Source organism: Cedecea sp. P7760 (genome assembly GCF_013386425.1).
GTDB lineage: Bacteria > Pseudomonadota > Gammaproteobacteria > Enterobacterales > Enterobacteriaceae > Cedecea > Cedecea selenatireducens.
Map to the genome: position 1 here is coordinate 1 of NZ_JACARU010000019.1, position 24548 is coordinate 24548.

At 50.0% G+C, this 24548-nt stretch carries 28 protein-coding genes and 3 tRNA genes; 23 read left to right on the forward strand and 8 right to left on the reverse strand.

What is annotated here, in order from left to right; all coding sequences use genetic code 11:
- Nucleotides 1-38 precede the first annotated feature (38 nt).
- The 6 genes from uvrY to HX778_RS07890 all read left to right on the forward strand — a co-directional run bounded on the left by uvrY (nucleotide 39) and on the right by HX778_RS07890 (nucleotide 3591).
- Nucleotides 39-695, forward strand: coding sequence for a UvrY/SirA/GacA family response regulator transcription factor (uvrY, locus tag HX778_RS07865; protein ID WP_038481686.1), 657 nt, complete (start codon nucleotides 39-41; stop codon nucleotides 693-695).
- Complete coding sequence (gene uvrC / locus HX778_RS07870) at nucleotides 688-2520, forward strand: excinuclease ABC subunit UvrC (protein WP_176981703.1); 1833 nt, start codon at nucleotides 688-690, stop codon at nucleotides 2518-2520. Before uvrY ends, uvrC begins: the two co-directional genes overlap by 8 nt.
- 57 nt (nucleotides 2521-2577) lie before the next feature.
- Nucleotides 2578-3126, forward strand: coding sequence for a CDP-diacylglycerol--glycerol-3-phosphate 3-phosphatidyltransferase (gene pgsA / locus HX778_RS07875; protein WP_038481692.1), 549 nt, complete (start codon nucleotides 2578-2580; stop codon nucleotides 3124-3126).
- A gap of 167 nt (nucleotides 3127-3293) precedes the next feature.
- Nucleotides 3294-3369: transfer RNA gene (locus HX778_RS07880), tRNA-Gly, on the forward strand.
- Nucleotides 3370-3419: 50 nt separating this feature from the next.
- Nucleotides 3420-3493: transfer RNA gene (locus HX778_RS07885), tRNA-Cys, on the forward strand.
- Between the two features lie 12 nt (nucleotides 3494-3505).
- A tRNA-Leu gene (locus tag HX778_RS07890) sits at nucleotides 3506-3591 on the forward strand.
- Nucleotides 3592-3726: 135 nt separating this feature from the next.
- Here the strand turns inward: HX778_RS07890 and HX778_RS07895 are convergent.
- Genes HX778_RS07895 through HX778_RS07910 form a run of 4 tightly spaced genes read right to left on the reverse strand, consistent with a single transcriptional unit; the run spans nucleotide 3727 to nucleotide 6639 of the window.
- Nucleotides 3727-4734: a tyrosine-type recombinase/integrase gene (locus tag HX778_RS07895; RefSeq protein ID WP_176981704.1), complete on the reverse strand. Its 1008-nt coding sequence runs from the start codon at nucleotides 4732-4734 to the stop codon at nucleotides 3727-3729.
- The gene (locus HX778_RS07900; protein ID WP_176981705.1) at nucleotides 4731-5597 is read right to left on the reverse strand and encodes a BRCT domain-containing protein; all 867 of its coding nucleotides are present in this window, start codon (nucleotides 5595-5597) and stop codon (nucleotides 4731-4733) included. Before HX778_RS07900 ends, HX778_RS07895 begins: the two co-directional genes overlap by 4 nt.
- Nucleotides 5598-5613: 16 nt before the next feature.
- Nucleotides 5614-6243, reverse strand: coding sequence for a hypothetical protein (locus HX778_RS07905; RefSeq protein ID WP_176981706.1), 630 nt, complete (start codon nucleotides 6241-6243; stop codon nucleotides 5614-5616).
- 9 nt (nucleotides 6244-6252) lie between these two features.
- Nucleotides 6253-6639 carry a helix-turn-helix domain-containing protein gene (locus HX778_RS07910; protein WP_176981707.1) on the reverse strand — a complete coding sequence of 129 codons (387 nt, stop codon included), beginning with the start codon at nucleotides 6637-6639 and terminating at the stop codon, nucleotides 6253-6255.
- Between the two features lie 287 nt (nucleotides 6640-6926).
- On the opposite strand from HX778_RS07910, the gene HX778_RS07915 reads away from it, so the two are divergent.
- From HX778_RS07915 to HX778_RS07955, 9 genes are all read left to right on the forward strand, one after another.
- Entirely contained in the window at nucleotides 6927-7166 is a 240-nt protein-coding gene (locus tag HX778_RS07915) for a hypothetical protein (RefSeq protein ID WP_218167051.1), read from the forward strand.
- 24 nt (nucleotides 7167-7190) lie between these two features.
- On the forward strand, nucleotides 7191-7394 hold the full coding sequence (locus HX778_RS07920; protein ID WP_176981709.1) for a DNA-binding protein: 204 nt from the start codon (nucleotides 7191-7193) through the stop codon (nucleotides 7392-7394).
- 10 nt (nucleotides 7395-7404) lie between these two features.
- Nucleotides 7405-7602 (forward strand): DUF4761 family protein, encoded by a 198-nt coding sequence (locus HX778_RS07925; protein ID WP_176981710.1) that lies wholly within the window; start codon nucleotides 7405-7407, stop codon nucleotides 7600-7602.
- The gene (locus tag HX778_RS07930) at nucleotides 7599-7829 is read left to right on the forward strand and encodes a phage filamentation protein Fil family protein (protein ID WP_176981711.1); all 231 of its coding nucleotides are present in this window, start codon (nucleotides 7599-7601) and stop codon (nucleotides 7827-7829) included. The genes HX778_RS07925 and HX778_RS07930 overlap by 4 nt, the downstream gene beginning before the upstream one ends.
- A 129-nt stretch (nucleotides 7830-7958) precedes the next feature.
- Nucleotides 7959-8309, forward strand: coding sequence for a hypothetical protein (locus tag HX778_RS07935; protein WP_255483365.1), 351 nt, complete (start codon nucleotides 7959-7961; stop codon nucleotides 8307-8309).
- Between the two features lie 69 nt (nucleotides 8310-8378).
- Entirely contained in the window at nucleotides 8379-9323 is a 945-nt protein-coding gene (locus HX778_RS07940) for a Dam family site-specific DNA-(adenine-N6)-methyltransferase (RefSeq protein ID WP_176981712.1), read from the forward strand.
- Nucleotides 9320-9709, forward strand: a complete 390-nt coding sequence (locus HX778_RS07945) for a hypothetical protein (protein WP_176981713.1) — start codon at nucleotides 9320-9322, stop codon at nucleotides 9707-9709. The genes HX778_RS07940 and HX778_RS07945 overlap by 4 nt, the downstream gene beginning before the upstream one ends.
- Nucleotides 9709-12273 carry a replication endonuclease gene (locus tag HX778_RS07950; protein ID WP_176981714.1) on the forward strand — a complete coding sequence of 855 codons (2565 nt, stop codon included), beginning with the start codon at nucleotides 9709-9711 and terminating at the stop codon, nucleotides 12271-12273. The genes HX778_RS07945 and HX778_RS07950 overlap by 1 nt, the downstream gene beginning before the upstream one ends.
- An 11-nt stretch (nucleotides 12274-12284) precedes the next feature.
- The gene (locus tag HX778_RS07955) at nucleotides 12285-12794 is read left to right on the forward strand and encodes a hypothetical protein (RefSeq protein ID WP_176981715.1); all 510 of its coding nucleotides are present in this window, start codon (nucleotides 12285-12287) and stop codon (nucleotides 12792-12794) included.
- Nucleotides 12795-13036: 242 nt separating this feature from the next.
- Here the strand turns inward: HX778_RS07955 and HX778_RS07960 are convergent, their stop codons facing one another.
- The 4 genes from HX778_RS07960 to HX778_RS07975 all read right to left on the reverse strand — a co-directional run bounded on the left by HX778_RS07960 (nucleotide 13037) and on the right by HX778_RS07975 (nucleotide 19502).
- A complete protein-coding gene (locus HX778_RS07960; protein WP_176981716.1) occupies nucleotides 13037-13699 on the reverse strand; it encodes a hypothetical protein in 663 nt (220 codons plus the stop codon).
- A gap of 532 nt (nucleotides 13700-14231) precedes the next feature.
- Nucleotides 14232-15905, reverse strand: a complete 1674-nt coding sequence (locus HX778_RS07965; RefSeq protein WP_176981717.1) for a hypothetical protein — start codon at nucleotides 15903-15905, stop codon at nucleotides 14232-14234.
- 808 nt (nucleotides 15906-16713) lie between these two features.
- The gene (locus tag HX778_RS07970) at nucleotides 16714-17772 is read right to left on the reverse strand and encodes a phage portal protein (RefSeq protein WP_176981718.1); all 1059 of its coding nucleotides are present in this window, start codon (nucleotides 17770-17772) and stop codon (nucleotides 16714-16716) included.
- A complete protein-coding gene (locus tag HX778_RS07975) occupies nucleotides 17772-19502 on the reverse strand; it encodes a terminase large subunit domain-containing protein (RefSeq protein WP_176981719.1) in 1731 nt (576 codons plus the stop codon). Before HX778_RS07975 ends, HX778_RS07970 begins: the two co-directional genes overlap by 1 nt.
- A gap of 159 nt (nucleotides 19503-19661) precedes the next feature.
- Between HX778_RS07975 and HX778_RS07980 the strand changes: the two genes are divergently transcribed.
- The 8 genes from HX778_RS07980 (at nucleotide 19662) to HX778_RS08015 (ending at nucleotide 24548) form a co-directional block, all read left to right on the forward strand.
- Nucleotides 19662-20498 carry a GPO family capsid scaffolding protein gene (locus HX778_RS07980; RefSeq protein ID WP_176981720.1) on the forward strand — a complete coding sequence of 279 codons (837 nt, stop codon included), beginning with the start codon at nucleotides 19662-19664 and terminating at the stop codon, nucleotides 20496-20498.
- 23 nt (nucleotides 20499-20521) lie between these two features.
- Nucleotides 20522-21571, forward strand: coding sequence for a phage major capsid protein, P2 family (locus HX778_RS07985; RefSeq protein WP_176981721.1), 1050 nt, complete (start codon nucleotides 20522-20524; stop codon nucleotides 21569-21571).
- Between the two features lie 45 nt (nucleotides 21572-21616).
- Nucleotides 21617-22477: a phage terminase small subunit gene (gene gpM / locus HX778_RS07990; protein ID WP_176981722.1), complete on the forward strand. Its 861-nt coding sequence runs from the start codon at nucleotides 21617-21619 to the stop codon at nucleotides 22475-22477.
- Nucleotides 22478-22575: 98 nt separating this feature from the next.
- Nucleotides 22576-23100 carry a head completion/stabilization protein gene (locus HX778_RS07995; RefSeq protein ID WP_176981723.1) on the forward strand — a complete coding sequence of 175 codons (525 nt, stop codon included), beginning with the start codon at nucleotides 22576-22578 and terminating at the stop codon, nucleotides 23098-23100.
- Entirely contained in the window at nucleotides 23100-23300 is a 201-nt protein-coding gene (locus HX778_RS08000) for a tail protein X (protein ID WP_176981724.1), read from the forward strand. The genes HX778_RS07995 and HX778_RS08000 overlap by 1 nt, the downstream gene beginning before the upstream one ends.
- Nucleotides 23301-23309: 9 nt before the next feature.
- Entirely contained in the window at nucleotides 23310-23639 is a 330-nt protein-coding gene (locus HX778_RS08005) for a phage holin, lambda family (protein WP_176981725.1), read from the forward strand.
- Entirely contained in the window at nucleotides 23632-24021 is a 390-nt protein-coding gene (locus HX778_RS08010) for a M15 family metallopeptidase (RefSeq protein ID WP_176981726.1), read from the forward strand. The genes HX778_RS08005 and HX778_RS08010 overlap by 8 nt, the downstream gene beginning before the upstream one ends.
- Nucleotides 24018-24548, forward strand: a complete 531-nt coding sequence (locus tag HX778_RS08015) for a DUF2514 family protein (protein ID WP_176981727.1) — start codon at nucleotides 24018-24020, stop codon at nucleotides 24546-24548. The genes HX778_RS08010 and HX778_RS08015 overlap by 4 nt, the downstream gene beginning before the upstream one ends.

Sequence of the window (24548 nt, forward strand, 5' to 3'; positions counted from 1 at the left end):
TAAGTTGGAGTCATTACCCCTTTCTGGAGAATAGCCCTTTGATCAACGTTCTTCTTGTTGATGACCACGAACTGGTGCGCGCAGGGATACGACGCATTCTGGAAGAGATTAAAGGCATCAAAGTCTCGGGTGAAGCTAACTGCGGTGAGGATGCCATTAAATGGTGCCGCAGCAACCCGGTCGATGTCGTGTTAATGGATATGAATATGCCGGGGATCGGCGGCCTGGAAGCCACCCGTAAGATTGCCCGTTACTCTTCAGATATCAAAGTTATCATGTTGACTATCCATACCGAGAATCCGCTGCCTGCGAAAGTGATGCAGGCCGGCGCGGCAGGTTACCTGAGCAAAGGCGCGGCGCCTCAGGACGTGGTTAACGCGATTCGCTCCGTCAATGCGGGCCAGCGTTACATCGCCTCCGACATTGCCCAGCAGATGGCCTTAAGCCAGATAGAGCCCGAGGCGGAATCCCCCTTCGCCAGTTTGTCTGAGCGTGAATTACAGATTATGCTGATGATCACCAAAGGCCAGAAGGTCAATGAGATCTCTGAGCAGCTTAATCTCAGCCCTAAAACGGTGAACAGCTACCGCTATCGGATGTTTAGTAAACTGAATATCAGCGGCGACGTTGAGCTGACACACCTGGCTATCCGCCATGGGTTATTCAACGCGGAGACGTTAATCAGTAGTGAGTGACACTTTCGATTCCCGGGCTTTTCTCAAGACGGTAACCAGCAAGCCCGGCGTCTATCGCATGTACGATGCCGGCAGCACCGTTATCTACGTCGGCAAAGCCAAAGACCTGAAAAAACGCCTTTCCAGCTACTTCCGTACAAACCTCGCGAGCCGCAAAACCGAGGCGCTGGTGGCGTTGATTCACCACATCGACGTCACGGTGACCCACACCGAAACCGAAGCCCTGCTGTTAGAGCACAACTACATCAAGCTCTATCAGCCTCGCTACAACGTGCTGCTGCGTGACGATAAATCCTATCCTTTTATCTTCCTGAGCGCGGACAGCCACCCGCGGCTGGCCATGCACCGCGGCGCCAAGCATGCGAAGGGTGAATACTTCGGCCCGTTTCCTAACGGCTATGCCGTGCGCGAAACGCTGGCGCTGCTGCAAAAGGTTTTCCCGATTCGTCAGTGCGAGAACAGCGTTTATCGCAACCGCTCCCGGCCTTGTCTCCAGTATCAAATTGGGCGCTGTCTCGGCCCCTGCGTTGCAGGTCTGGTAACGGAAGAGGACTATGCCCGTCAGGTGGATTATGTCCGTCTGTTTTTAGCCGGGAAGGACGATCAGGTGCTGACGCAGCTTATCGGCCGTATGGAAGAGGCGAGCAAAAACCTTGAGTTTGAAGAGGCCGCCAGGATCCGCGATCAGATTCAGGCGGTAAGGCGCATTACCGAGAAACAGTTTGTTTCCAATACCGGCGACGATCTCGACGTTATTGGCGTATCGTTTGATGCTGGGCTGGCCTGCGTTCACGTGCTGTTTATTCGCCAGGGCAAAGTGCTTGGCAGCCGTAGCTACTTCCCTAAGGTGCCAGCCGGTACCGAGCTGAGCGAAGTTGTCGAGACGTTTGTCGGCCAGTTTTATCTGCAGGGCAGCCAGATGCGCACGCTGCCTTCTGAAATTCTGCTTGATTTTGCGCTGGCGGATAAATCCCTGCTGGCGGAGTCGTTGAGCGAGCTGGCGGGCCGCAAGGTGAACGTGCAAACCAAACCTCGCGGTGACCGGGCGCGTTACCTGAAGCTTGCGCGTACCAACGCGGCAACGGCACTGGTAACCAGGCTTTCCCAACAGTCCACTATCCATCAGCGCCTGAAAGCGCTGGCTGAGGTGCTAAAACTTCCGGAAGTGAAGCGGATGGAGTGTTTTGATATCAGCCATACGATGGGGGAGCAAACCGTCGCTTCCTGCGTTGTTTTTGACAGCAACGGTCCGCTGCGGTCTGAATATCGCCGCTATAATATTACCGGCATTACGCCGGGCGATGATTATGCCGCCATGAACCAGGTGCTGCGTCGTCGCTACGGCAAGGCCATAGAAGAAAGCAAAATACCCGACGTTATCCTGATAGACGGCGGGAAGGGGCAGCTGGGGCAGGCGAAGTCCGTATTTGCCGGGCTGGACGTGCCCTGGGACAAACACCATCCTTTATTGCTTGGCGTGGCAAAAGGCAGCGACCGTAAAGCAGGGCTGGAAACGCTGTTCTTCGAACCGGAAGGTGAGGGGTTCTCTTTGCCGCCGGATTCTCCGGCACTGCATGTGATCCAGCACATCCGTGATGATTCACACGATCATGCGATTTCCGGGCACCGTAAAAAACGCGCTAAGGTGAAAAGTACCAGCTCGTTGGAAACCATCGAAGGGATCGGACCTAAACGCCGCCAGATGTTGCTGAAGTATATGGGCGGATTGCAACCGTTAATCAATGCCTCTATCGAGGAGATCGCAAAAGTGCCGGGCATCTCGCAGGCATTGGCAGAAAAGATCTACTACTCGTTGAAACATTAAGGGCTCTGTAGCAACATAGAGACAATTTCCACTTATGACAGATAGTTAACTGGCACTATGCGATTCAATATCCCAACACTGCTCACGCTGTTTCGTGTCATCCTTATCCCGTTCTTTGTGCTGGCGTTTTATCTGCCGTTCAATTGGGGCCCGTTCCTTTGCGCGTTCATCTTCTGGCTGGCGGCTATCACCGACTGGTTTGACGGTTTCCTGGCGCGTCGCTGGAACCAGAGCACGCGCTTTGGCGCATTCCTTGACCCGGTTGCTGATAAGGTGATGGTGGTCGTGGCTTTAGTACTGGTGGCGGAACACTACCATGCCTGGTGGGTGACCCTGCCTGCGGCAACGATGATCGCTCGTGAAATTATTATTTCCGCACTGCGCGAATGGATGGCGGAAATTGGCAAGCGCAGCCGCGTGGCGGTGTCCTGGATTGGCAAAACCAAAACCATGGCACAGATGCTGGCGTTGATCGGGATGCTGTGGCGGCCGAACATGTGGATCGAATACACCGGCATCGCGCTTTTCTTCGTGGCTGCGGTTCTGACCTTCTGGTCAATGTTCCAGTATCTTGCTGCGGCACGCGGCGATTTGCTCGAACCGTGATCTATCCGGCGCAAAATTCAGCAAACGATTCGTGGTGTTAGAAAATTTCATTGACTCATTGCGTCAGGTAAGTAGAATGCAACGCATCGAAAGGCAGCATGGCTAGCCGGAAGATAATAAAATCAAGTGATTAGCTTAACGGCCACCAACGGTCACTTGTACAAAATGCGGGAATAGCTCAGTTGGTAGAGCACGACCTTGCCAAGGTCGGGGTCGCGAGTTCGAGTCTCGTTTCCCGCTCCAGATTCAGGTAATAGAGTTTTCTGTTACCGCCTGAAAAGGCAAAAGATTTTGGCGCGTTAGCAAAGCGGTTATGTAGCGGATTGCAAATCCGTCTAGTCCGGTTCGACTCCGGAACGCGCCTCCAATTTCTTCCCGAGCCCGGATGGTGAAATCGGTAGACACAAGGGATTTAAAATCCCTCGGCTTATGGCTGTGCGGGTTCAAGTCCCGCTCCGGGTACCATGGGAATAAAAAGAATAAAATCAATGATAAGCAGTGTCGTGTAAACCACCTTCGGGTGGTTTTTTATTGCCTGCGATTTGGGACAGTGGCAGCAAAATGGCAGCAGGGTGGCAGCGCTGCCTTTTGGCTGACTATCTATTTCGTCTCTTCACGGTTATCAAACGGATTAAGTGCTATCGCTGCATCAAGGTGATTTGGTGCGAAATGCGCATACCGCATGGTCATCATGATAGTGCTATGACCAAGTATCTGCTGTAGCACCAGAATATTGCCACCACGCATCATAAAATGGCTTGCAAAGGTATGCCGCAGGACGTGGGTACGCTGACCTTTAGGCAACTCAATGCTGGCTCTGCTAAGTGCAGATTTGAAGGCTTCATAAGCGGGGGAGAACAGCACTCCACGTTTCTTCGGCAGCAACTCTTGTAGTTGGGCAGATATTGGCACTGTGCGGTTCTTTTTGCTTTTGGTCTGAGTGAAGGTCAGACGGCCTGGCAATATTTGAGATTGCTTCAAGTCCTGGGCTTCACTCCAGCGCGCACCAGTCGCCAGGCAAATTCTAACGATGATACCGAGATCTTTATTGGCAGACTGGTCGCAAGCTGCAAGCAGGCGGTCAATCTCTTCCTCGTAGAGGAAAGCCAGCTCCTGATCACCCTCTTTGAACTGCCTGATCCCTGAAAGTGGGTTATCACCTTCCCATTCCCCTAAGCGTTTCATTTCCGCAAAGACTGCATGCAGATAAGATTGCTCGCGGTTTACCGTCGCCTCGCTAAGTTTCTTCTTTCCTTTCTGATTCCATTCACCGCTTAAACGTCTTTCCCGATAAACAGCAAAAGTGTTTTTATCAAAGTGAGCAGCGAGAGGATCTCCCAGGCGTTCGCAGATAGCGAGCAGCTTTGTTTTTCTCTCTTCGCCGGAAGTCAGGGTTTTACCGTGCATTTCAAACCAACGGTCAACGAATGCGGAGAGCGTTACCGCACTATCGTTAACTGTCTGGCCTGAAGCGTTATTCATGGCGCGGCGCTCAAATGAGAGCGCCTCGCCTTTGGTGGCAAACTGCTTGCGTATGCGCTTCCCATCGCGTCCGTATGGGAAGCACTGACAGAGCCATTTACCTGAAGTAAGCTTACGAACGGTCACTCTTCCCCCTCTAAAGCCTCACTTGAGCCAGCATAGGCCAGCGATATAAACATTTCTGCAGCGTTATCAAGATGTGCATAGGTAGGTGTAGATTCGGTATCTCGACATCTACAGACGAAAGGGCGCGTTTGATTTTCTGGTTGGAAGGATAAACTTACAACGGGAGTTTTACGTGGTTTGCCATTTTTGAAAAAATCACAGACATCCAAACGATTGCAAAGGCCTGCATCATCTTGATAAGTAGCAACATGCCACCCCATACCTTGAAGTGTTTCGGCAAATGCTAAATGTACTTCTTCGATATTTTTATACAAGCCAACGGAGTATTGTTTTTTCTTGCTCTTGTTAAGTTCGCCTGGCAGGACTGAGAGCCTTTCTACACCAAGTATTTCAATTTTTTCCAAGCTGAATGTTTTTACCGGGTGAGTCGGAGATGATAGGTCTGCTGCCCGCAGAGTAAAGTTATCAAGCAATGTCAGAGGAAGAATATCTCTTGCAGATCCGGATCGTTCACCTCCGTGATAAATGATTGATAAATTTTTTTTTGTATCAATTGACGACCAGATCAGGTCCAGAAGAGGGTGTTCATCATGGATTGTGAGTGTTGGTGCCTTGGCCTCTTCACGTTCAACATTTTGCACATTAGACAAAGTCGACTGGTTTAGAAATTGCTCAGCCGACAGCACTTCGGAACCTTGTTGAGATGCCTTGTTTATTTTGCTTGGGCCAGCATTTTCTCCACAACAGAGATAGTTAAGATCCTTGGTGACATCACTTCTAACGACATATCCACGAGCTTTAGCAATTTCAATCAGCTCATTTTTATCTTTTTTCCCAAAACCTGTAAAACAAATAGTATTCATATAAAACCCCACGAAGTCAGAAGAATAATGAACCTAACAGGAAGCCAATTAAGAAAATGACAATGAATTCTTTCGGGTGATTTCGCAGCAATGTAGTGACATTCGCAGGAGAGTGATTGTCTTTCGGAGGAGAGAGCGGAATATCTTGTGTTTGCTGGTCCAGCCACGATAAACACATTTGAAGCTGGTTGCGTGTTAGGTCATTCAATCGACCAGTTCCGAAGTTAACATGGCAATAACGAATCAGCTTTTGCCTCAATTCGCTATCTTCACTGTTGCGAAGAAGAAGGCTGACAAGGGCTTTACTGGCATCTTTTTCTTTAAGCCGTTCAAGCATGGCCTGCAGGAAACTAAGAGCCGCCTGGTATTGGTTTACGGTCATATCTTCAATACTGGTAACACCAATCTCGGCATGAACCTTTTGCCAGATAACGAACGCCTCATTATCCCCGGCCTCGGCTATTGCAGTTACAAGGCAGTTAAGTTCCTTACGCTGAGCTTTGACGAGAGGACGCTTTTCTTCTTTTTCAGATGGGATTGCTATATTGACGGTATGGCGTCCGTCAAACTGATCTATCTGAATATTATTTTCATTAAAATCACGACCCGCCAGGCGGTTTTGCTCTCCAGTAGAATTTACTGTCATAAAGCTTCCTTACTTATTTTTTTCGTTGAAATCCCTGCCCGCTACACGGTTACTGTTGCCAGATACCTGAATTGAATTTGATGCCGAACTACCAGCCGTGAGGGCAGCAAGGGCCGCAGCTTTGATTGCTAATGGGGCATTACGGTAAATTTCGATAAGCTCTTGTTCATCATCAGATAGTGCTCCCGTTTTAGGTATCCTTTGACCTGTAAGAACGTACAGCACATCTATACCTGAAGCTGCTAATGCCATGAGGTAGCCGCCACCAGGTATTTTTTCATCACGTTCATAAGCTGCTTGAGCACCACGAGAACCATTAGCTAAAGCAGCAAAATCAGTCTGATTAAGCCCTCTACGGTCCCTTTCTTCACGCAATCTGAAACCTAAAGTTGTCATTTATTCGTTTTCAACGTTGACATTGATACCTATAGTGATCAATGATGTTTTTCACAGATTCTTAGCAGATCACAATATACCACTATGACGCAAGTAGAGCATATTCAGCGGTCACGTACCCCGAAAAATACCGTGGCAGGAGGCCCACTCCCGTTACGTCTTTCACCAGAAGAGCGCGCCACCATTGAAGCAATGGCAGAGGCAGAATGCCGATCTGCATCAAATATGGTTCGTATCGTTTTTTTACGCGGGCTTCAGGAAATGCATCCCAATCAAGCAGGGAATTAATGATGAGCAAGAAAACGCAGAAGCTTTGTTTAGGGCGCCCAAGAGCTATTGATGGTTCCACTTTGGCTGTGGCGCTTTATTCACCTGATACAGGGCGCTTAGGCCAGGTACTGATTTCGGTGAGTGTTGTTGCCATTTACGGTGGGGCAGTTGAGGTGCCGCCTGAGCTTATGGAAAAGCTCAAGGGTTTATTAGCTCCAGAAAAAATCACCAGTTTTAAGCTGGGAAATACACGTTGATGATCCTGTGTTAAGAGGTGAAAGATGTCAGGCGTAACTATCAATTTAAATGTTGCGGCACCTTATTTATCGCTTAAAGAGTATGCCAGAGTTACCGGAATACCCTTCGAAACTTGCCGGGATATGGTCAAGGATGGGCGGATTATCATCAGGCCCAAAGAGCTTGCCGGAAGTAAGGTAGAAGTAAATATGGTCGCCATGCTCAAGGATGCGATAGCCAATAGTTAACGGGGATATTATGGGCCAGTTAATACAACTAAGCCGACATAGTTATATTTATCGTGGTTTTACTATTCATAAATGCCCGCGCAATTCTATTACCATGAAAACGGCATACAGCGTTTTAAGTGATGGTAATTATTTCGGCAGAGACTTTGCTTTGTCAGAAGCGATGAAAACCATAGATGCTATTCGTGAAGGGGTATCACATCAATGAACGCAGACCAGGGGCCATCCCTTGCTAGCTTGCTAAAGCAAGGCTGTCAGGTTACACACTACCGCAATTCGCGGGGCTGGATTGAATGTCCTGATGGGCGTTTTTTTAAGCCAGAACCAAACAAAGTGCAGTTTATTAAAGGAATGAGTAAACCTTATGTTTATACGAAAAAAATAAATAAAGGTTTATTTAATGCCTTGGCTGGAATGTTTAAAAAACTGATTTGAAAGTTAAGTAATAAATCAATCTCTTCTTACCAGTTTTCACTTAATTAAGTGATGACGTATTCGCTCACCCAAAATGTGAGAAATGGCATGATGAATACTGGACAGAATAGACCTGCATCGGGACGTCAGATGTTCCTTGAGCAATACGCCCGTTTACAGTCAGGGCTTAAAGTCTCTCGCACCTGCAAAACAGCTAGTCGTTATGACCTTTTAGGAGAAGACCAGCGCAAGGTGATTTTCATTCTGGCTAACGAAGCTACGGCAAAGTTTCAGGGGTTACCGCTACTGACCCGTGAGCATTTGAAGGCTGATTTTAATGACCTTGGCGAAATGGAGCGTAGATCTCTGATGCTGGGTATTAAGCGCCTTGCTGAGCTGGCTGCATCGTTGCCATGGGAATTCCCTGACCATGCCGCGCCTCGCCTTGAGGTTCAGGTGTTACGCGAATCACCCCCCACGCCGGATAGCGCAGTCAATTAACCACTGAATGATTCACCAATAGTCAGACGCTCTAACGCGTCGGGATTCCTACACCCGGGAGAAAGCAAAATGATTCGATCACTACTAAAATGGCCTGGCGGTAAAAGCCGCGTTATTCCTGAACTGCGTCCACATTTACCAAAGGCTGACTGTCTTATTGAGCCTTTTGTTGGTGGCGCATCTGTATTTCTCAATACCGATTATCGGCGCTATATCCTTGCGGATATCAACCCGGATCTGATTAACCTCTATCGAGAAGTGAAGAGCAATCCCGAGCTGGTGATTGATCTTGCGTGGCCGCTATTTGCGACAGGCAATTCAAAAGAAGAGTATTTGCAAAACCGTCGAATTTTTAACGGTACGAAAGGATTGCTTGATGCGGCACGCGCTGCGCTGTTTCTTTATCTCAACCGCCACGGCTATAACGGCGTGGTGCGTTACAATCAGAGCGGCGGTTATAACGTGCCGTTTGGTCAGCACAAAACCGCGCCTTACTTCCCGGAAGAGGAGATCCGCCAGTTTGCTGAGAAAGCCAACGATACCAAAGCTATTTTTCTCTGCTCTTCATTCCAAAACACGTTACGGGTGATGGTGGGTGCCGATGAGGTTATTTACTGCGACCCACCATACCTGCCTGCTAGCGATACAGCGAATTTCACCCAATACCATACAGACCCATTCACCGAGAGGCATCACCGCCAGCTAGTTGTTGCGCTGCTGGAAGTAAACCGTAAATACGGCGTGCCGGTCATCATTTCTAACAGCGACACAGAAGCCACTCGCAAGATCTACAAACCTTTCAAACTGCATGAAATCAGCGTGCAACGTTCTGTCAGCACTGACAAAGAAAACCGTCAAAAGGCCAAAGAGGTGATCGGCGTTCTCAAGGTTTGCGAAGGGTGCGGAATAGCTGGCGGTGGGTGTTGCCCTGATTGTGGGCCATGTTGTGGTGATTCGACTTATGGCGCGATGGTTAAAGCAGGCGTTTTTGATGAGCAGGATAGTTTCCAATGATAAGTCTAGCGAAAGATTATCTTTGCCATATTGCTAACACGGTATTCCGCTCCTATATGTGCCCATTCAATCAAGTATGGGATCTAAAACTTCTCCGGGCATTAGAAACGGGGGAGATAATACATGTGGACAAACATACTATTACATTTGCCAGTGACGGTGATGTATTAGCGGTATGGGTTGCTAATGGCTGGTATTCCTATGCGTATTTGTTTCAGTTGAATGGCGAATATGTGGATGAGAACCTACGAGTTCGACCACGCTTTAGAACAATGCGCCTGCTTCGTGAACTGGAAAAAACAATTCGCCCGGTCCCTGTTACCAAGCAAGTTTTTTATGACCGGATTGGGGGAAGCAAAGAAAAAGATGGGGGAGCGGTGGGATAATGTCCACCACTGCCAGCGGGCGTCGCGCCCCAACGCTACCGCCAGAGTTTCCGGGTAGTGCACCAGACACTACCCAATATAAATATGAATGGCAGAAACCAAAACCTGCCATTCATGTTGATAAGACTCCCGTTGTTGATCTAGTCGAGCTGGGTCAAGAACAGGAGTTTTTGGCGTGGGTGAAAGTTACCCTTGCGCCGCTACCTCGCTTTATTCGTCTGCGTCTGGCTTCCCGCATTGACAGCATTCACACCATGAAGGGCAGGCACATCGCCCGTCTGGCACTGCGCGATATCATCCGCAGGGATCTGCCACCCATCAACATGGTTAATGAGCAATACGCTATTGCGATGACCGATGAGGCTAAATCTCAGGCTGATACAGCATTCAAAGGGGTAAACCCGCTTTACCACACGTTTAACACTCTTCACGGATTGGTTGAGCGCTTGAACCGCCTGCCGGACTTCACGCCGGAAGATGTTGAGCTGCTGGCGCAGGATATTGCTATCTATATGCGGTCTGTGCTGAGCGAAGTTCACGAAACGGTAGAGACGCAGAGTGATCGCAAATATGCCGAATACCTTTACACCGAAGCGGCTATCCTCGCGCGGCTTTTCTTCCTGATGCCTCCAAGCTGGGAAAAGTATTGCCGGGGGGCGCTGTTCATTGATGAAGCGACGACCGGTATCAGCAAGATGCTGGATGATCGCTACTGGCACCGTAACCTGAAAAAGTACGCCACGCGCTGGCGTGAGCACCTGCATATTGCCTTTGGTGATGTGAAGCGGGGCGCTGCACCGTATTGCAGTAAGCACCACGTTGATGAATGGGATGCCAGACGCAAACGTAGCCGCGCGATCATGGCTCGCCTTGAGCTGGAAGACCAGGACACCAAAGAGCGCATTTCACTTATTGAGCAGATCGATAAGAGCATATCTAACCCGGCACTGCGCCGCGTTGAACTCATGACCCGTATTGGTGGTTTTGAGAAAGTTGCCACTGAAAGCGGCTATACAGGCCAGTTTTTTACACTGACTGCGCCATCCAAATACCACGCATATACCGTATTCGGTCATCGTAATGCCAAATGGAACGGTGCCAGTCCCAGAGCAACGCAGCGCTACCTTAATCGGGTATGGCAACAGATTCGTGCAGAGCTGGCCCGCCGTGAAATTCCTGTCTTTGGTCTGCGGGTGGCTGAGTCTCACCACGATGGTACGCCGCACTGGCATGGTCTGCTGTTTTCTTTGCCGGAACATTCCGCCGAACTGCTGGAAGTGATGGAAGACTACGCCACCCGCGAGGATGCGGAAGAGTTGCAGGGTAAGCACGGTAACCAACCGCGCTTTGATATGAAGCCGATCGATCATGAAATCGGCAGCGCCACCGGCTACGTGGTGAAGTACATCAGTAAGAATATTGATGGCTACGCGCTCGACGGCGAAACCGACGACGAGAGCGGCAGGCCGCTGAAAGAAACTTCAAAACATGCAACCGCTTGGGCGTCTTGCTGGGGCATCCGTCAGTTTCAGTTTTTGGGTGGGGCGCCGGTATCTGTCTGGCGTGAGTTACGCCGGTTCCGCAATCAGGAACAGGCCGACAAGATAAACCCGCTTTTTGCCGAGTTGCACCGCGCTGCGGATGCTGGCGACTGGCAGCAATACACTCAATTGCAGGGCGGGGCACTCGTTGCCCGCCGAGATTTGCCGTTACGCATCTGGTACCAGCAGAAAGACGAGCCGAATAATTACGGCGAGTATCTGGATCTTATTAAAGGTCTGGTGATGCCAAGCGCTCACATCCCACCCATTGAAACCCGCCTGCATTCCTATCGCATCGTGCGTAAGAAGCCGGAGATTTTGGACGACTCCGGGCAGGCCGTTGATTTTGATTTTGACCTTCGGGGCGCGTCTGCGCCCTCTAGGACTCGTGTCAATAACTGTACTGAGGTCAAAAAACATACAAATTCAAAGTGTGATGACTCACCTCCAGATGGGCCTGAACAGTATGAAATTGGTCAAATGACCCGTGAGCAGAAAAAACGACTCAACGAAAGCCTCAGAAACTACAAACCAGAACGGCAAAAATCGCCGGCTGATAAGTTTGAGGCATTGGCTTACGCTATTACGGCCACAGATTGCGATGATATTGACCAGGCCAGGGCGGAAAGCTACCTGAAAGTTGCTCAGGAGTTGCGTGAACAGGAAAGAAATATGCCTGCCGTTCTCCGGCCGGTCCAGGTGCCAGCTGCTAAGGTTGCGCAGCTGGATGATTTTGCCAGATCTATAGGTATGGAACCGAGTAGAGGTCAGTTAGTGTCATTACTAGGCGGTAAGCATTTGCGCATTGACGGCTATATTATATCCGCAACCAGCGCAGGTGAGCTGAGGAAGCGAGAAGATACCGGCTTCGACAGACGGACCTCCGATTTGTGGCAGAACATGAAGCTAAGCCATAATATTGACAGTAAAAATTTCAGACACGATCCCGTTGGAAGCTATGCAGAAATGTTGAAAAGGGCGGATCCGGTTGCATGGGGCAGGCTGTTTGGTAACAGAAATTAGGAGGAATGCGTATGTTTGACGAGGAACGGCGAGACCAAGAAGCAGCAGATTTTATCAGTAACAAGATAAAGCGATGTCGAAAATGTAGTAATGAACTGGATTACAAGGAAAAGTATTATTTTACAGACCGCATTTGCTGTGCTTGCAAGGGACTGGAACCCTTTGATGCTCCAGATGTTATTACTTCATCGGAAAACCCACAGCAAAAACCTCCACGCCAAGTTGAGCAAGGCAATGGCGTACGAACCAGCGCCGAGAGTGGGTTATTGAGTCGATACGCTGAATGGCAGTTGATGAATGAGAGGGCGGAAAAGAAATGGCGTGAAGAGCACCCGCCTCAAGAAAAACACTCCCCATCGTTCCGAAAAGTTATAAATACGGCAGGACCATTATCTGTTGAGCGGATCAATGAGTTGATGGCTAAGTACGATGCCAGCGAGGCTGTGGATATCAGGCAGGAGGAATTGATATCGCTGCTGTGGGAAGTGCTCTATCATCGCAAAATCACTTCAGTCTTTTGAATCAGGTTAACCTCCGTACGGAAAATAGCTCATGTGCCTCTGGCGAATTATCACGCGGTAATCTCCATTTCAGCACTAGTCGGTGTGCTGGAAGGGATCCAGATCGGGTTCGTGTAGAGCCTTAGGTATCTCGTTTGGCGGCAGGTGGCGAGATGGTTATCAACAGGCGGCTATATGCTGTGTACGAAGATACACGGATTTATAGCCGCTAGGTGATATTTTATTTTCTATCCGAGGATAAACTAGCAAATGTTGCATCTGTATACATCCACAATGCAATCGGTAATAATGTTTTTTTCTTTATGGAACACAGTCATATGTGATGACTCATCCTTAAGTCTAATTGGGATATTTTTCTCTTTAGATAGGAAGTGTTTTTTGTCTAAAGGATAAAACCAAGCAATTCTATATTCAGACTCGTGGGAAAACTGATTCGGCTTATAGAAAACAAGCTCGTCTGGTGATTTGTCTAGCCCATGTAATGTTGATGTGTCGTAATAGATGACATCTTTTCCTATGATATGAGATCCTTTTAAAAACTCAAAACAGATGCTCAAGCGTCTTTCTAATTCATCTACATCAAAGGCTATACATACATCCGCTTGGAAAGTTCTATATAGTTCATCGTCATTTCCGCGATTGCTCATGCAAAGACAATAGCAATGCCGGGGGGTAATGCTAAAAATGGGGTCGCCTACCAAATCGTTTGGATTTAATTTATATCCGTTGATTTCAAGGGTCATTTCATCTTTACGAGGAATGAATATTTTCTTCATTTCATCATCTCGCATTTTTTCATTCTCTAGCCTTGAGTAATGACTTAAATCGCTAAGGCGAATGCCATTTTCTCCTTTGATAAGTGGTTCTAGGTAAATTGACTTGCCGTATAAATACCTGACTCGCATTGCTAATCTCCGTTTGTTCATTTGTACTAGGTATACTCCATTGAATGGCAGACTAAGCGTTCTGTCAACATATGTACACGGGAAACCAATTCAAGCGCTGATGGTGTTTAATATGCTGATATTTAGTGGGGGCGACAGAAAATTTTGGTGCGCTTTCCCGGCAGGAAAAGAGGAAACTGGCGCAGCGGCTTAGTGACGATGTACGAAGTAAACGTAAAATGCGGCCACAAGAACGAGAAGAGGGTGCCGTGCTATCAGTAAAAGAGCAGTAGGTCAGTGAACTGCTTGCTCTGCGTGGGTTTGATGCCAGCATTGGAATGATCAGATCGGTGATGGCCGGGGCGTCAGTGGCGTGCGGTGAGCTTGTTATGACCGTGCAGGAGGGGCGGCTGGTATCACACAACCGCGCCGCGTCTGGGCTGAATAAGCTGCCGTCGCAGGTGATGGCAGCGAAGAAAAAGACAAATGACCTCGTGTTCAGGATGAAGGCTGCGTTTTCGGGACGAAAGTAGGGCGCATACCTGTATAGTTTCTAATGTTGCAAAAGGTAATATCCTGTTGCTTTATCTATTAAAGTATTGACTTTAATTCCAACTTTACCTTTGTTAATAGACGTTACATTTTTTTTGTCTACTTGCATGCTAAGTATGTCTAGCTTATGCCAATGACATTCGTTGTCACAGATAATAATATAGTCTGCATCTTTAATTAAGATAGATTCAGTGTCACCTAGATCGAATGAATATACACTGTGATTCGTGTATTCATGTGGTTTTGGTAATTTTATTAAACTGTGTTTAAAATCTAAAAGGCCATCTTTTAAAAAGGCTTCTTTGACCTGTTCTTTTTTTAAAATCCCAAGCTCTATCATATGGTAGACTTGGAAAAGTTCATAAGTATAAGTCATGCCGCGAAGTGCAATTTCAGCATCTTCTATTTGTTTCTCGTTGAATGGCGGTAATGATCGTAGGAGCGGTGCTTTGTAACGCTGGTTATTGACTATATATACCCCATGAAAATTATGTTCGGGGTTGGCTTTTCTATTTCTTAGGACGATTTTTGATATTTGTGAGCATTGCGCATCTGTAGATGTTCCTCCTATTCCTTTTACTTCAAAAAGGAGTGTCGTGTCTTTTCCGTCAATTCTAAGGTCTTCTTCAAAAATCTCGCCATCTTTTACATGTTCATCTGGATTTTGTACATTATCGAATTCTATATATGATAAGAACCATTGAACAGCATAGACTAATGCATCATCGGTTTCTTTTAAAAGGTTTTTAAGAAGCTGGTTTTCCGTTTTTTCTCTTGTTTTATTAAGTTCTTGCGCGATTGTTTTTTTATCGTTTTCGTATTGAGTGTCAATTTCATTAGAACGAATAATAATATCTTTTTCTTCTTTTGATATATATGAGAAATCATTCTCCCAATTAAAGCTACCATGGTCAGGGAATATTTCGGAAAGGAAAGGTATATCTGGCAATATGTTGGTTAGTAGATCAAGTAAAAGCTCGCTCTTTGTTTTTATGTCTGGAAGAAATATGTAGAAAGCATTATCTTCAACCCTACACAATGAGATTGTTTCTTCACTTTCGTTTGTTAGAAGTACTACATTTTTTTGGTTTGTCGCCTCGAATATTACATTGTAGGTAAGTCCGTCAGAATGCTTAATAATGCTTTGGTGCAACGGGCTTAATCTGATGTCTGAAGGTTTATTGTATCTTGAGCCGTGTTTTGCAACTGGCCTAATATAAAGGCCAAAATTAAATGTTGTTGATCTGAACTCAGCATAATTGTTCAGTTTTTCGTTGATTAAATAATATGATTCGGCATTCGATTGATTACAAAATACAATTATACATCTTTTCTTACTGCCTGAATTAACATGCTGACTAATTTGCATTATATCAAATGGCATTAAATCAACATGCGGAGGGAGTCTTTGGAAGTAAAGAGAGAAAGGGAAGCCCTCATCATGTTTTAGTGTTGGTGCATCTTGAGTGTCGATGATGACTATATCTGATTCATGTAAATCGGGCGGTATATCGTGGGAAAAACTACATTCTTGTTTAAGTAAACCAGTGTCTCTCTTGAAATGGTATTTCCCATTTAGCTTATGATGGTCAGTACTAAATCCCGCCCTTGAAAGAGTATTGATAACATCCTCATCAACATTGAATAAAGAGACTTTAGGTATTTTGTTGTTCATCCTATCCTATTCCATTACTAGTTCTTTCGGTGTGTACGATTGTGGCAAAGTCGCAATTGAGCATCATATCTGTTATTGACGACTGAAATGCTATTGTAATCAATGCGAAAAAGTGCACAAGTATGTACAACAAATTGTGTGTCACAATTCCACCTCTAAGCGGAGTGCTACCTGCCGTGGAATGAGTGCACATTTGTTCAAAAAGGAGGGCCTGTCGGGGTAAGCCTACCGTCTCGTAGGGGTTAGGTTCCGCATAGAGGCTGGCGAACTTATCCAAAAACTTTCTCATAATAATCCCCCTTGAAAGCATTTCGTAGTTCACTGATTGGTAAAGATTCACTAATTAGTGAAGTAATACGAGAAAATTATCCTAAGGCAATTAGTAGTTAAATTGATGGGGCTTTTGAAACTGCAAAATACTGCACAAATTTGCACAATTTTTTGGATGCACTTTACCCCCTTTCAGCCCTATGCCCGCGCGGCCTGGCCCCGGATCGGCAAATGCACGAAAAACGAAGCGAATGTCGCGCGCAGGTGACGGGGGAACAGCCCACGCGCCGACCCCAGGGGAGGGGGTGCCCGGCATTGCCACAATCCGGCCTCTTTCGCCCTCAGCGCACGTTGTTCGGCTTTCCAGTGGCGCACGGGGTTGGATACGGCTCAGCACCCGCCAGAAGGGCGCTCAGGCGGTCTGAGTGACAGAGATAAAAGGTGATCTTCAAAGAGGGTGTGACGGGTGATCGGATGTGTCGGGCGTTGAAAAATACTGAAGGAATACCGCCGCAGGCCGTGCGACGGTCGATGTGGGTTACTTATCTTCGAGTAGGGCGTAAGAGTTAAAGCGGATCACGTCCATACCCAGCCAGTCATTTACACTCTTCATTGCTTCCATTACCGGCAGCATTTCGTTAATCGCAAAGACGCGTGCAGCCTTCTCAATGTCACCGAGCGAGCCGGTTCCCTCCGGCATTGAGCCCATCAGCTGCGGCGGGATGCGGTGCGCATCACGGAGATCGCTTCGTGTTGCTGATTTGATATTCAAAAACTCATCCTTCGCAGATATCTGGCTGAACGGCAGCAGCTGCACGCCGTCTTTACCGCCGCCAGGTGCGTGGATCAATACGTTCTTAAATGCGCCTTTTCCTCTGGCCTCCGATAGCGTTTTTTGCACAACCTTGATGCTTTCCGGGTCAACCTGTGAGGCACCCACATAGAGAATGCACCCGGCATGTGAGCCGTTGTCATAGTAGAGCTTGCGGAATTTGTCGGCAGAGTGGGACAGGCTGGCCGAGAGCAGCGCCGCCATATATTCCGGCATCCCGTAGATTTCCTGATGAATGTCAGGGTTCATCACGTGGCAGACCTCGCCCGCTTTAAACTCGTGCTCATCTTTCCACTGTCGGATAAACCAGTAGGTATCAAGGTCACTGCCACGCCGCGTATTTAATGCAGGCACATGCTGAAGTTTGAGCGGCCCACCCAGGCGGTTAGTCCGGCGTTCAAGATAGGCGTTCCCGAAGACAAACCAGTCCAGCGCAAACGCAGAGAAGGCTTGCCGGGAGAGCAACGGATGAGGGATAAAGCACCCGGTCAGCACATTACGTTTAAAGTAGAGTGCAGACTGGTGAAGTGGCGACTGTGAGAATGCCCGCGTGAAGCCTTTCCAGTCGACTGGCGTCTCGTAGTACCGGCCATTATCGACGCAGCACATGCTATCAAGCAGATCATAGGCGTCAGTGACCGAATACGGGCCATCAAAAGTAAAGGCGCTGAGAGACGGATCCCCTTTCAGGGTGTCGGCAATATCAGTCTGGCCGGAACTGCCATTACTGACAGTATGCTTGTTGTTGTATCGGCGCTTCGTCATCAGAACTCCATCGCAAAACCACCGGTGCCACTCTCCTGGCCCAACGGTTCGTTAATAATTGCGAGCATATTTGCCCAGGCCAGATCGCCATGGCTGACACCGCGTGAACGGTCAGTGTCATAGGTAATAAAACCGCCAGGGGTTTTCACTTTTCTGACGGCGTTGAATGCATTGATCAGGTCACGTTCGCCGCGGTCATACTCCCAGCGACCGGCGCGGATGGCCTGGAGCATTTTCAGCACCAGGGCACGCTTTGAGGTCAGGTTAAAGGTGTACGGCACCGCCATAGGGAAGAACTTCTTCACTATCTGATAGACGGCCTCACCGTTGCCACCCGTCACATCAATGCCGATATGCTGCACGTTGTATTTGAATGTGAAGTTTTCGATAACTTTCGCCTGCTCTTCAAACTCCAGCCCCTGCACCTGAAGGGTTTCAATCGTGCGGAATTTACCGCCAGGAACCAGCGGTGGCACCACAACGGCAACCCCGCCGCTGTCACCGTTGCCACTGCTGCCGTTGGCATCGTAACCGAGCCATACCGGACGATTACCCATTGGTCTGGCGGCAAAGGGTTTCCAGTCCGGCCATTCGTCATACCCGTCAGCGCCGCAACCGATCAGAGCGTTCAGGCTGAAGGCTGATTCACCATCCCGGACGAACTCGCACATGTAGAGGTTAAGGAATTCATCCTCGCTGTTTTCATCCTGAATCTCTTCAAGGTCTGTGTATTCCCAGCCACGCGCGATAACATCTTTCAGCGTGACAATTTGGCGCCAGGTTTTGTCCGGGCATAGCAGCCCGCTGTTGAGTGTTTTCCAGGTCACATCAAACGCTTTACGCTGTGCTTTGGGGCGCTTTTCATTCCACCTGTCTCCCGTCCAGAACGGGTAAGCCTCATGGGTTTCACCTGACGGCGTGGAGAAGTAAGTACGGGTCAGCCCCTTCAGTGTTGCCATCGCCCCCGCGACTTTACGCAGGTTGGTGAAGTTACTGACCCAAAAGAACTCGTCAAATTTCAGGTTACCCGTGTATGACTGTGCTGTTGCCGCAGACGTGCCGAGGAAATGCAGCTCTGCGCCGTTACTGAGTACGATTTTGTCACCGCCTTTCAGCTCGACGTCTACCTCTTCCGCCACCTTCTGAATAAATCCCCTGAACTGGTGCGCCTGGCGGCGGGATGCTGACAGAAAGATTTGATTACGCTGGTAGGGATATTTCACATCGTCACGCAGCGCATCAAGCAGCGCTTCGCGGGCAAAATACCAGGTTGCGCCAATCTGGCGTGATTTCAGTATCATGCGGTTTCGGTGGTGGCGGTTCTCGTACCATTCGCGCTGATGGCTGGACAGGGAGTCCATTATTTTTTCCCGCAGTGCGACAATCTGTTCTTCGCTGAAGTGGTTTTTCAGTTTGCGCTTGCGGGGCTTTTTACCTGCTACAGCACCTGCCGATTGCCCGTCTGACAGTTTTTTCAGTTGACGGGTTAGCAGATCAATCTCTTTGAAGTCTCCCCCTGTCTTTTCTTTCTTGTCCGTGAGCTGGATCAGGCGCGCATCCATGGACTGGCTGACGCGCTGCATTGGGGGCGTTTCGTCCCATTCGTCGCGTTTCTTCCAGGCATAAATTGTGTTTTGATTAATACCCATCAGGCGTGAAATCTCCGCTGGCGGGTAGCCCTGCCAGTAAAGTTGTCTTGCCCTCTGACGTACAAAAGCGTCCTGTATCATCTTCCCTCCACCGTTCATGGGGGGAAGATTACCCCGCGCGCGATCCCGCTATCGCCCCCTTTATGGTCTGGCCTTTCTCTGACAACAAAACCTCGTTGAGACAGCAAGTTACGCTCTGCCATCATGGCCGGACAGAAACCACTCAACAGGATTAACGACATGGCTAGCGCAGCTAAACCAGCCCGCAAAAAATTCCGCGTTGCTGTCTCCGGGGCAACCGTTGACGGGCGTGAGATTAGACCGGAGCACCTCCGCGACGCGGCAGCAAACTACAGCCCTGAAGTGTATGGCGCCCGCGTCAACGTGGAGCACTATCTTTCACCGTTCCCCGGCAGTGATTTCGGTGCGATGGGGGATGTGACGGCCCTGAGTGCTGAAGATATCAGCGAAGGCCCACTCGCTGGCCGAACTGCTCTTTATGCCGAGATTGAACCTTCCGAGCGCATGAAGAAGCTGACGGAAGAAGGTAAGAAAATTTACTCCAGCATTGAGCTGCACCCGCAGTTTGCCCTTAACGGTAAGGCCTATGTCATGGGGCTGGCTATGACCGATACCCCGGCGAGCTTGGGCACCGAGCGCCTGAAGTTTGCCGCGCAGCAGCGCCAGCAGGTTATGTCCTTCAACAATCAGCAGGGTGAGGCCCCGCTGTTCACCGATGCTATTGAAGCGGAAATTATCGAACTGGCCGAGCAGCGCAGCGATGAGGGTAAGCAGTGGTTCAGCCGCGTCATGGGGATTATCGGTAAAGGCCGTAAATCTGACGGTGAACAGTTCAGCCAGGTGCGTGATGCCGTGGAGAACGTGGCGCAGTCACATGCTGATCTGCTGGACAGCTTCAATGATTTGAGTCGCGCCCGACAGCAGGACAGCCAGGCCATTCAGAAGCTGACAACCGAGCTTGCCGCGCTGACAAGCAAGCTGAGCAACGCCGATGCTGACTTCAGCAGCCGGGCGCCAGCCAGCGGCGGCAATAACGCACAGCTGGCTGATTACTGATATTCACAAAGAGAGCAGAGAACATGGAAAACAATACCCGCCAGCTGTTTGATCAGTACATCGCCCGGCAGGCACAGCTCAACGGCGTATCAACAGCCGCTGTTGCTGCAAAATTTGCTGTAGATCCATCCCGTCAACAGCGACTGGAACAGGCTGCGCAACAGGATGATTCTTTCCTGAGCAAAATTAATGTGTTCCCCGTCAACCAGCAGATCGGACAGAAAGTGCTGATCGGCAGTAAAGGCCCAATGGCTGGCGTAAACAACGGTGTCAACAGCCGACGCAACCCAGGCTCTAACCATTCAATGGAGCCATTCGACTACATGTGCCGCAAGGTCAACTATGACTACGGCATTGGCTATGAACAGCTTGATGCCTGGGCGCATATGCCGGATTTCCAGCCGCTGATTAGCAAGGCAATGGCTCGCCAGATGTCGCTGGATCGCATCATGATTGGCTTTAACGGTGTGAAGTACAGCGACCCGTCAGACCGTGCCGCTAACCCACTATTGCAGGACTGCGGTATTGGCTGGCTGGAAAAAATCCGTAAGGAAGCGCCGCACCGCGTTATTTCCGGCGTAACGGTGACGGCCCGTGACGAAGATAACAAAGTTATTGCAAAAGGCACTTATGGCAACCTGGGAGCTGCCGTGTATGACGCCAAAAATAGCCTCATGGATGAATGGCACAAACGCAACCCGGATAACGTCGTGATCCTGGCGGGCGATTTGCTGACAACCAGTAATTTCCCGGCAATTAACGCCATGAGCCAGACCAACCCGAATACCGAAATGCTGGCCGGTCAGCTGATTGTCGCGCAGGAGCGCGTAGGCAACATGCCGACCTTTATCGCGCCCTACTTCCCGGTAAATGGCGTGCTGATCACACCATTCAAAAACCTGTCGATTTACTACCAGCGCGGCGGTCTGCGTCGGACGATTAAAGAAGAGCCGGAGTACAACCGTGTTGCAACGTACCAGTCCTCAAATGATGACTTCGTCATTGAAGACTACGGCAATGTTGCGTTCATTGACGGCATTCAGTTCGCCCAGGCCGAACAGGCAGGTGAGTGACAGAAGCGGCGGGGCATTGCCCCGCCATAACGGGGAGAAGTGACGATGTTAACACCGGCACAACGACATTTTCAGAAGGTCATGGCAGAACGCCGGGGCCAGGCGGATGAAGAATCCGATATCCAGCGCACCGCGCATGAGCAAATTCTGCATCGCCTGCGTATGGACTTGTCCCGCCTGAGCGGCGTGCAGTCCGAAGAAACCAAAGCCGAAATGAAGAAATCCATGCTGCCTGAATACGAGGGATGGATTGAAGGCACGCTTGACGGCGATAGCGGGCGGCAGGATGAAGTCATTACCCGGCTGATGGTCTGGGCGATTGACTGCCGTGATTATGTGCTTGTGATGAAGCTGGGGCGCTATGTGGTGCGCCACGGGCTGACACTGCCGGATAACTTCAACCGCACGGCAGCAACATTCCTGACCGAAGAAATGAGCAAACCACTGTTGACGCTCGCGGCTGCTGATGCTGACGCTGATTTATCGTCCGGTATCGCTGTGCTTGACGAAGTGGCGGAGATTGTCGCCGACAGTGATATGCCGGATGTGGTGCGCGCCAAGTTGTGCAAGGCCCGCGCGCTTTCCCGCCGTGGTGCGACTGATATCACGACCAAAGCGGAAGCGCTGAAGCTGTTCCGGGAAGCGCTGTTGCGAAACCCTAACGCCGGGGTGAAAAAAGAGATTGCCACGCTCGCCCGTGAACTCAAAAAACTGCATATGGAAAGCGGCTCGGGGGGCGAAGATCAGGATGACACCGTTACAACTGACACTGCTGCAGCGACATCCGAAGAAGCTGAAAAAACTGCCGGTACTTCTGCTAAGACCGCAGCGCCCCGTAAATCCACGCGCAAGACGCCAGCGGGTAAAGCATCAACCCGTAAAACAACACGCGGAAGCAAGAATTAACGACTTCGGCCCCGTCCGACAGGCGGCGCGAGCGGATATCTGCCCTTTTACGGTCTTTTAACCGCTCGCCCACCGCCTGATTTTTGGGAGATGAGTGCATGAGTAGCCTTGTGGCAAATAAGCGCGTGCTGCCAGCAGGGAGTGATACCCCGGATGTTGATGACGGTGACACCTCGGTTAGCGCCGGGGATTTCTGGCCGGTGATTAAGCTGGGAGAGCTTCGCCTTGCGGCACGCATCACGGGAGGCATCACCACATCCAGGCTGATGCACGCCACCACGGAGGCCGTGGCTCACGCAACCGACCAGTTACGGGACTGGCGGGCAGTGCAGGTCAAGGCAGGGTTTGAAACCCTGGAAGATGTGCCTTCGGTCTCTCCGTCTGGTGATGCTGAAAAGCTGATCATCAACGGTGAAAACGTGAAGGTGTATCGCTTCCGCCGTGCGGTCTATTCCATCGCCCGCGCGCTGGTACTGGAAGGTTATCGCGATGTGGATACCACCCCAAAAGGTGATAAAGACGCCGCCAGCCTTGACCAACAACGGGATGATCTCTGGCGGGATGCGCGGTGGAGTATTGCCGATATTCGCGATGAGACTCGCCTCTATGCGGAGCTGTGCTGATGAAAGTCCAGGCGTTGCAGGGGGATACCGTGGATTTGCTTTGCTGGCGCCATTACGGCACCACGCAGGGCATCACTGAAAAGGTATTAGCCGCTAACCCAGGGCTGAGCAAGCTTCTTTTTTTGAATGCCGGTCAGGCTGTTGAACTGCCGGAGCTGCCCCCGCCAGGCCAGCGGAAAACCGTGCAACTTTGGGATTAAGAGGTTGCCATGAGCGACGTACCTACGGGGATGCTGGAACAAACAATGAAATGGATTGCTACATATCTGCCGACTCTATACGCCGCAGGTGCGGCATTAAGCATATCGGCGCTGATGAGTCTGTATGACGGCCAGTCAATGCTAAAAACCGCCACCGGTTCACTGGTCTGCGGGATTGTTACGCTGGCGGTGGCCGGATCGCTTGAATATCTGGGCCTGCCGTCCAATGCCGTGACCTTTGTCGGGGCGTCAATTGGTTTTATGGGGGCTGACAAGGTACGCAACAAAGTGACCGGTTTTATTGAAGCCCGATTCGGGGGAGCGAAAGAGAATGAGTGAATTTACCTTCAGCCAGAGAAGTGAAAATAACCTGAAAGGTGTCAACGCTGACCTTGTGAAAGTCGTCCGTCGCGCCCTTCAATTATCCACCGTTGATTTTGGTATCACCGAAGGGCTTCGCTCCGCAGCTCGGCAAAAGCAGCTCGTTGCTGAGGGCAAAAGCCAGACGATGAACAGCAGGCATCTTTCAGGCCATGCGGTTGACGTGTTTGCGTACCCCACGCCGTCAGGCTCATGGGAGTGGAAGTATTACCAGCAAATTTCCGACGCCTTTAAACAAGCGGGCAAGGAACTGAATATTCCCGTTGAGTGGGGCGGTGACTGGAAAACCCTGAAAGACGGCCCGCACTTCCAGCTACCTTACGCGGTTTACCCTGCATGATCCCGGCCTGGTTAGTCCGGCACTGGCGCGGCCTCCTGGTGGCGTTCGTGCTGGCCGCGACTTTCTTTTCCGGCTCATGGTTCGGTGCCCGTCAGGCGAATGCAGGCTGGGCGCTGAAGTGGGAGCAACGTAATACAAATGATGCTGCGTCGCTGGCTAAGCGACAGGCAGAAGCCAGGGCAGAAGAACAACGCCGACAGGGTGAAATTGATGCGATTAGAAAACAAGTCAGCCAGCAGTTGGCTGGCGTGCAGGCTGATGCAGATCGTGCCCGTGCTGCTTCTCGTGGGCTGCATGACAAGGCCGACCAGCTCGCCCGTAAGCTGGCAGAACGTGAACGCGCCTGTAGTGCCGGCACTCCCGGCAGAGGCAAGGCAGAAACCAGCGGAGCCGTATTGCTCGCCGACCTGTTCCGTCGCGCTGATGAGCGAGCGGGATATCTGGCAAGAGAGGCTGATGAAGCAAGAGCCAGAGGGCGAGCCTGCGAGGCCGCTTTCGATTCAATAGCGACGCCGTCACAGAGGTAA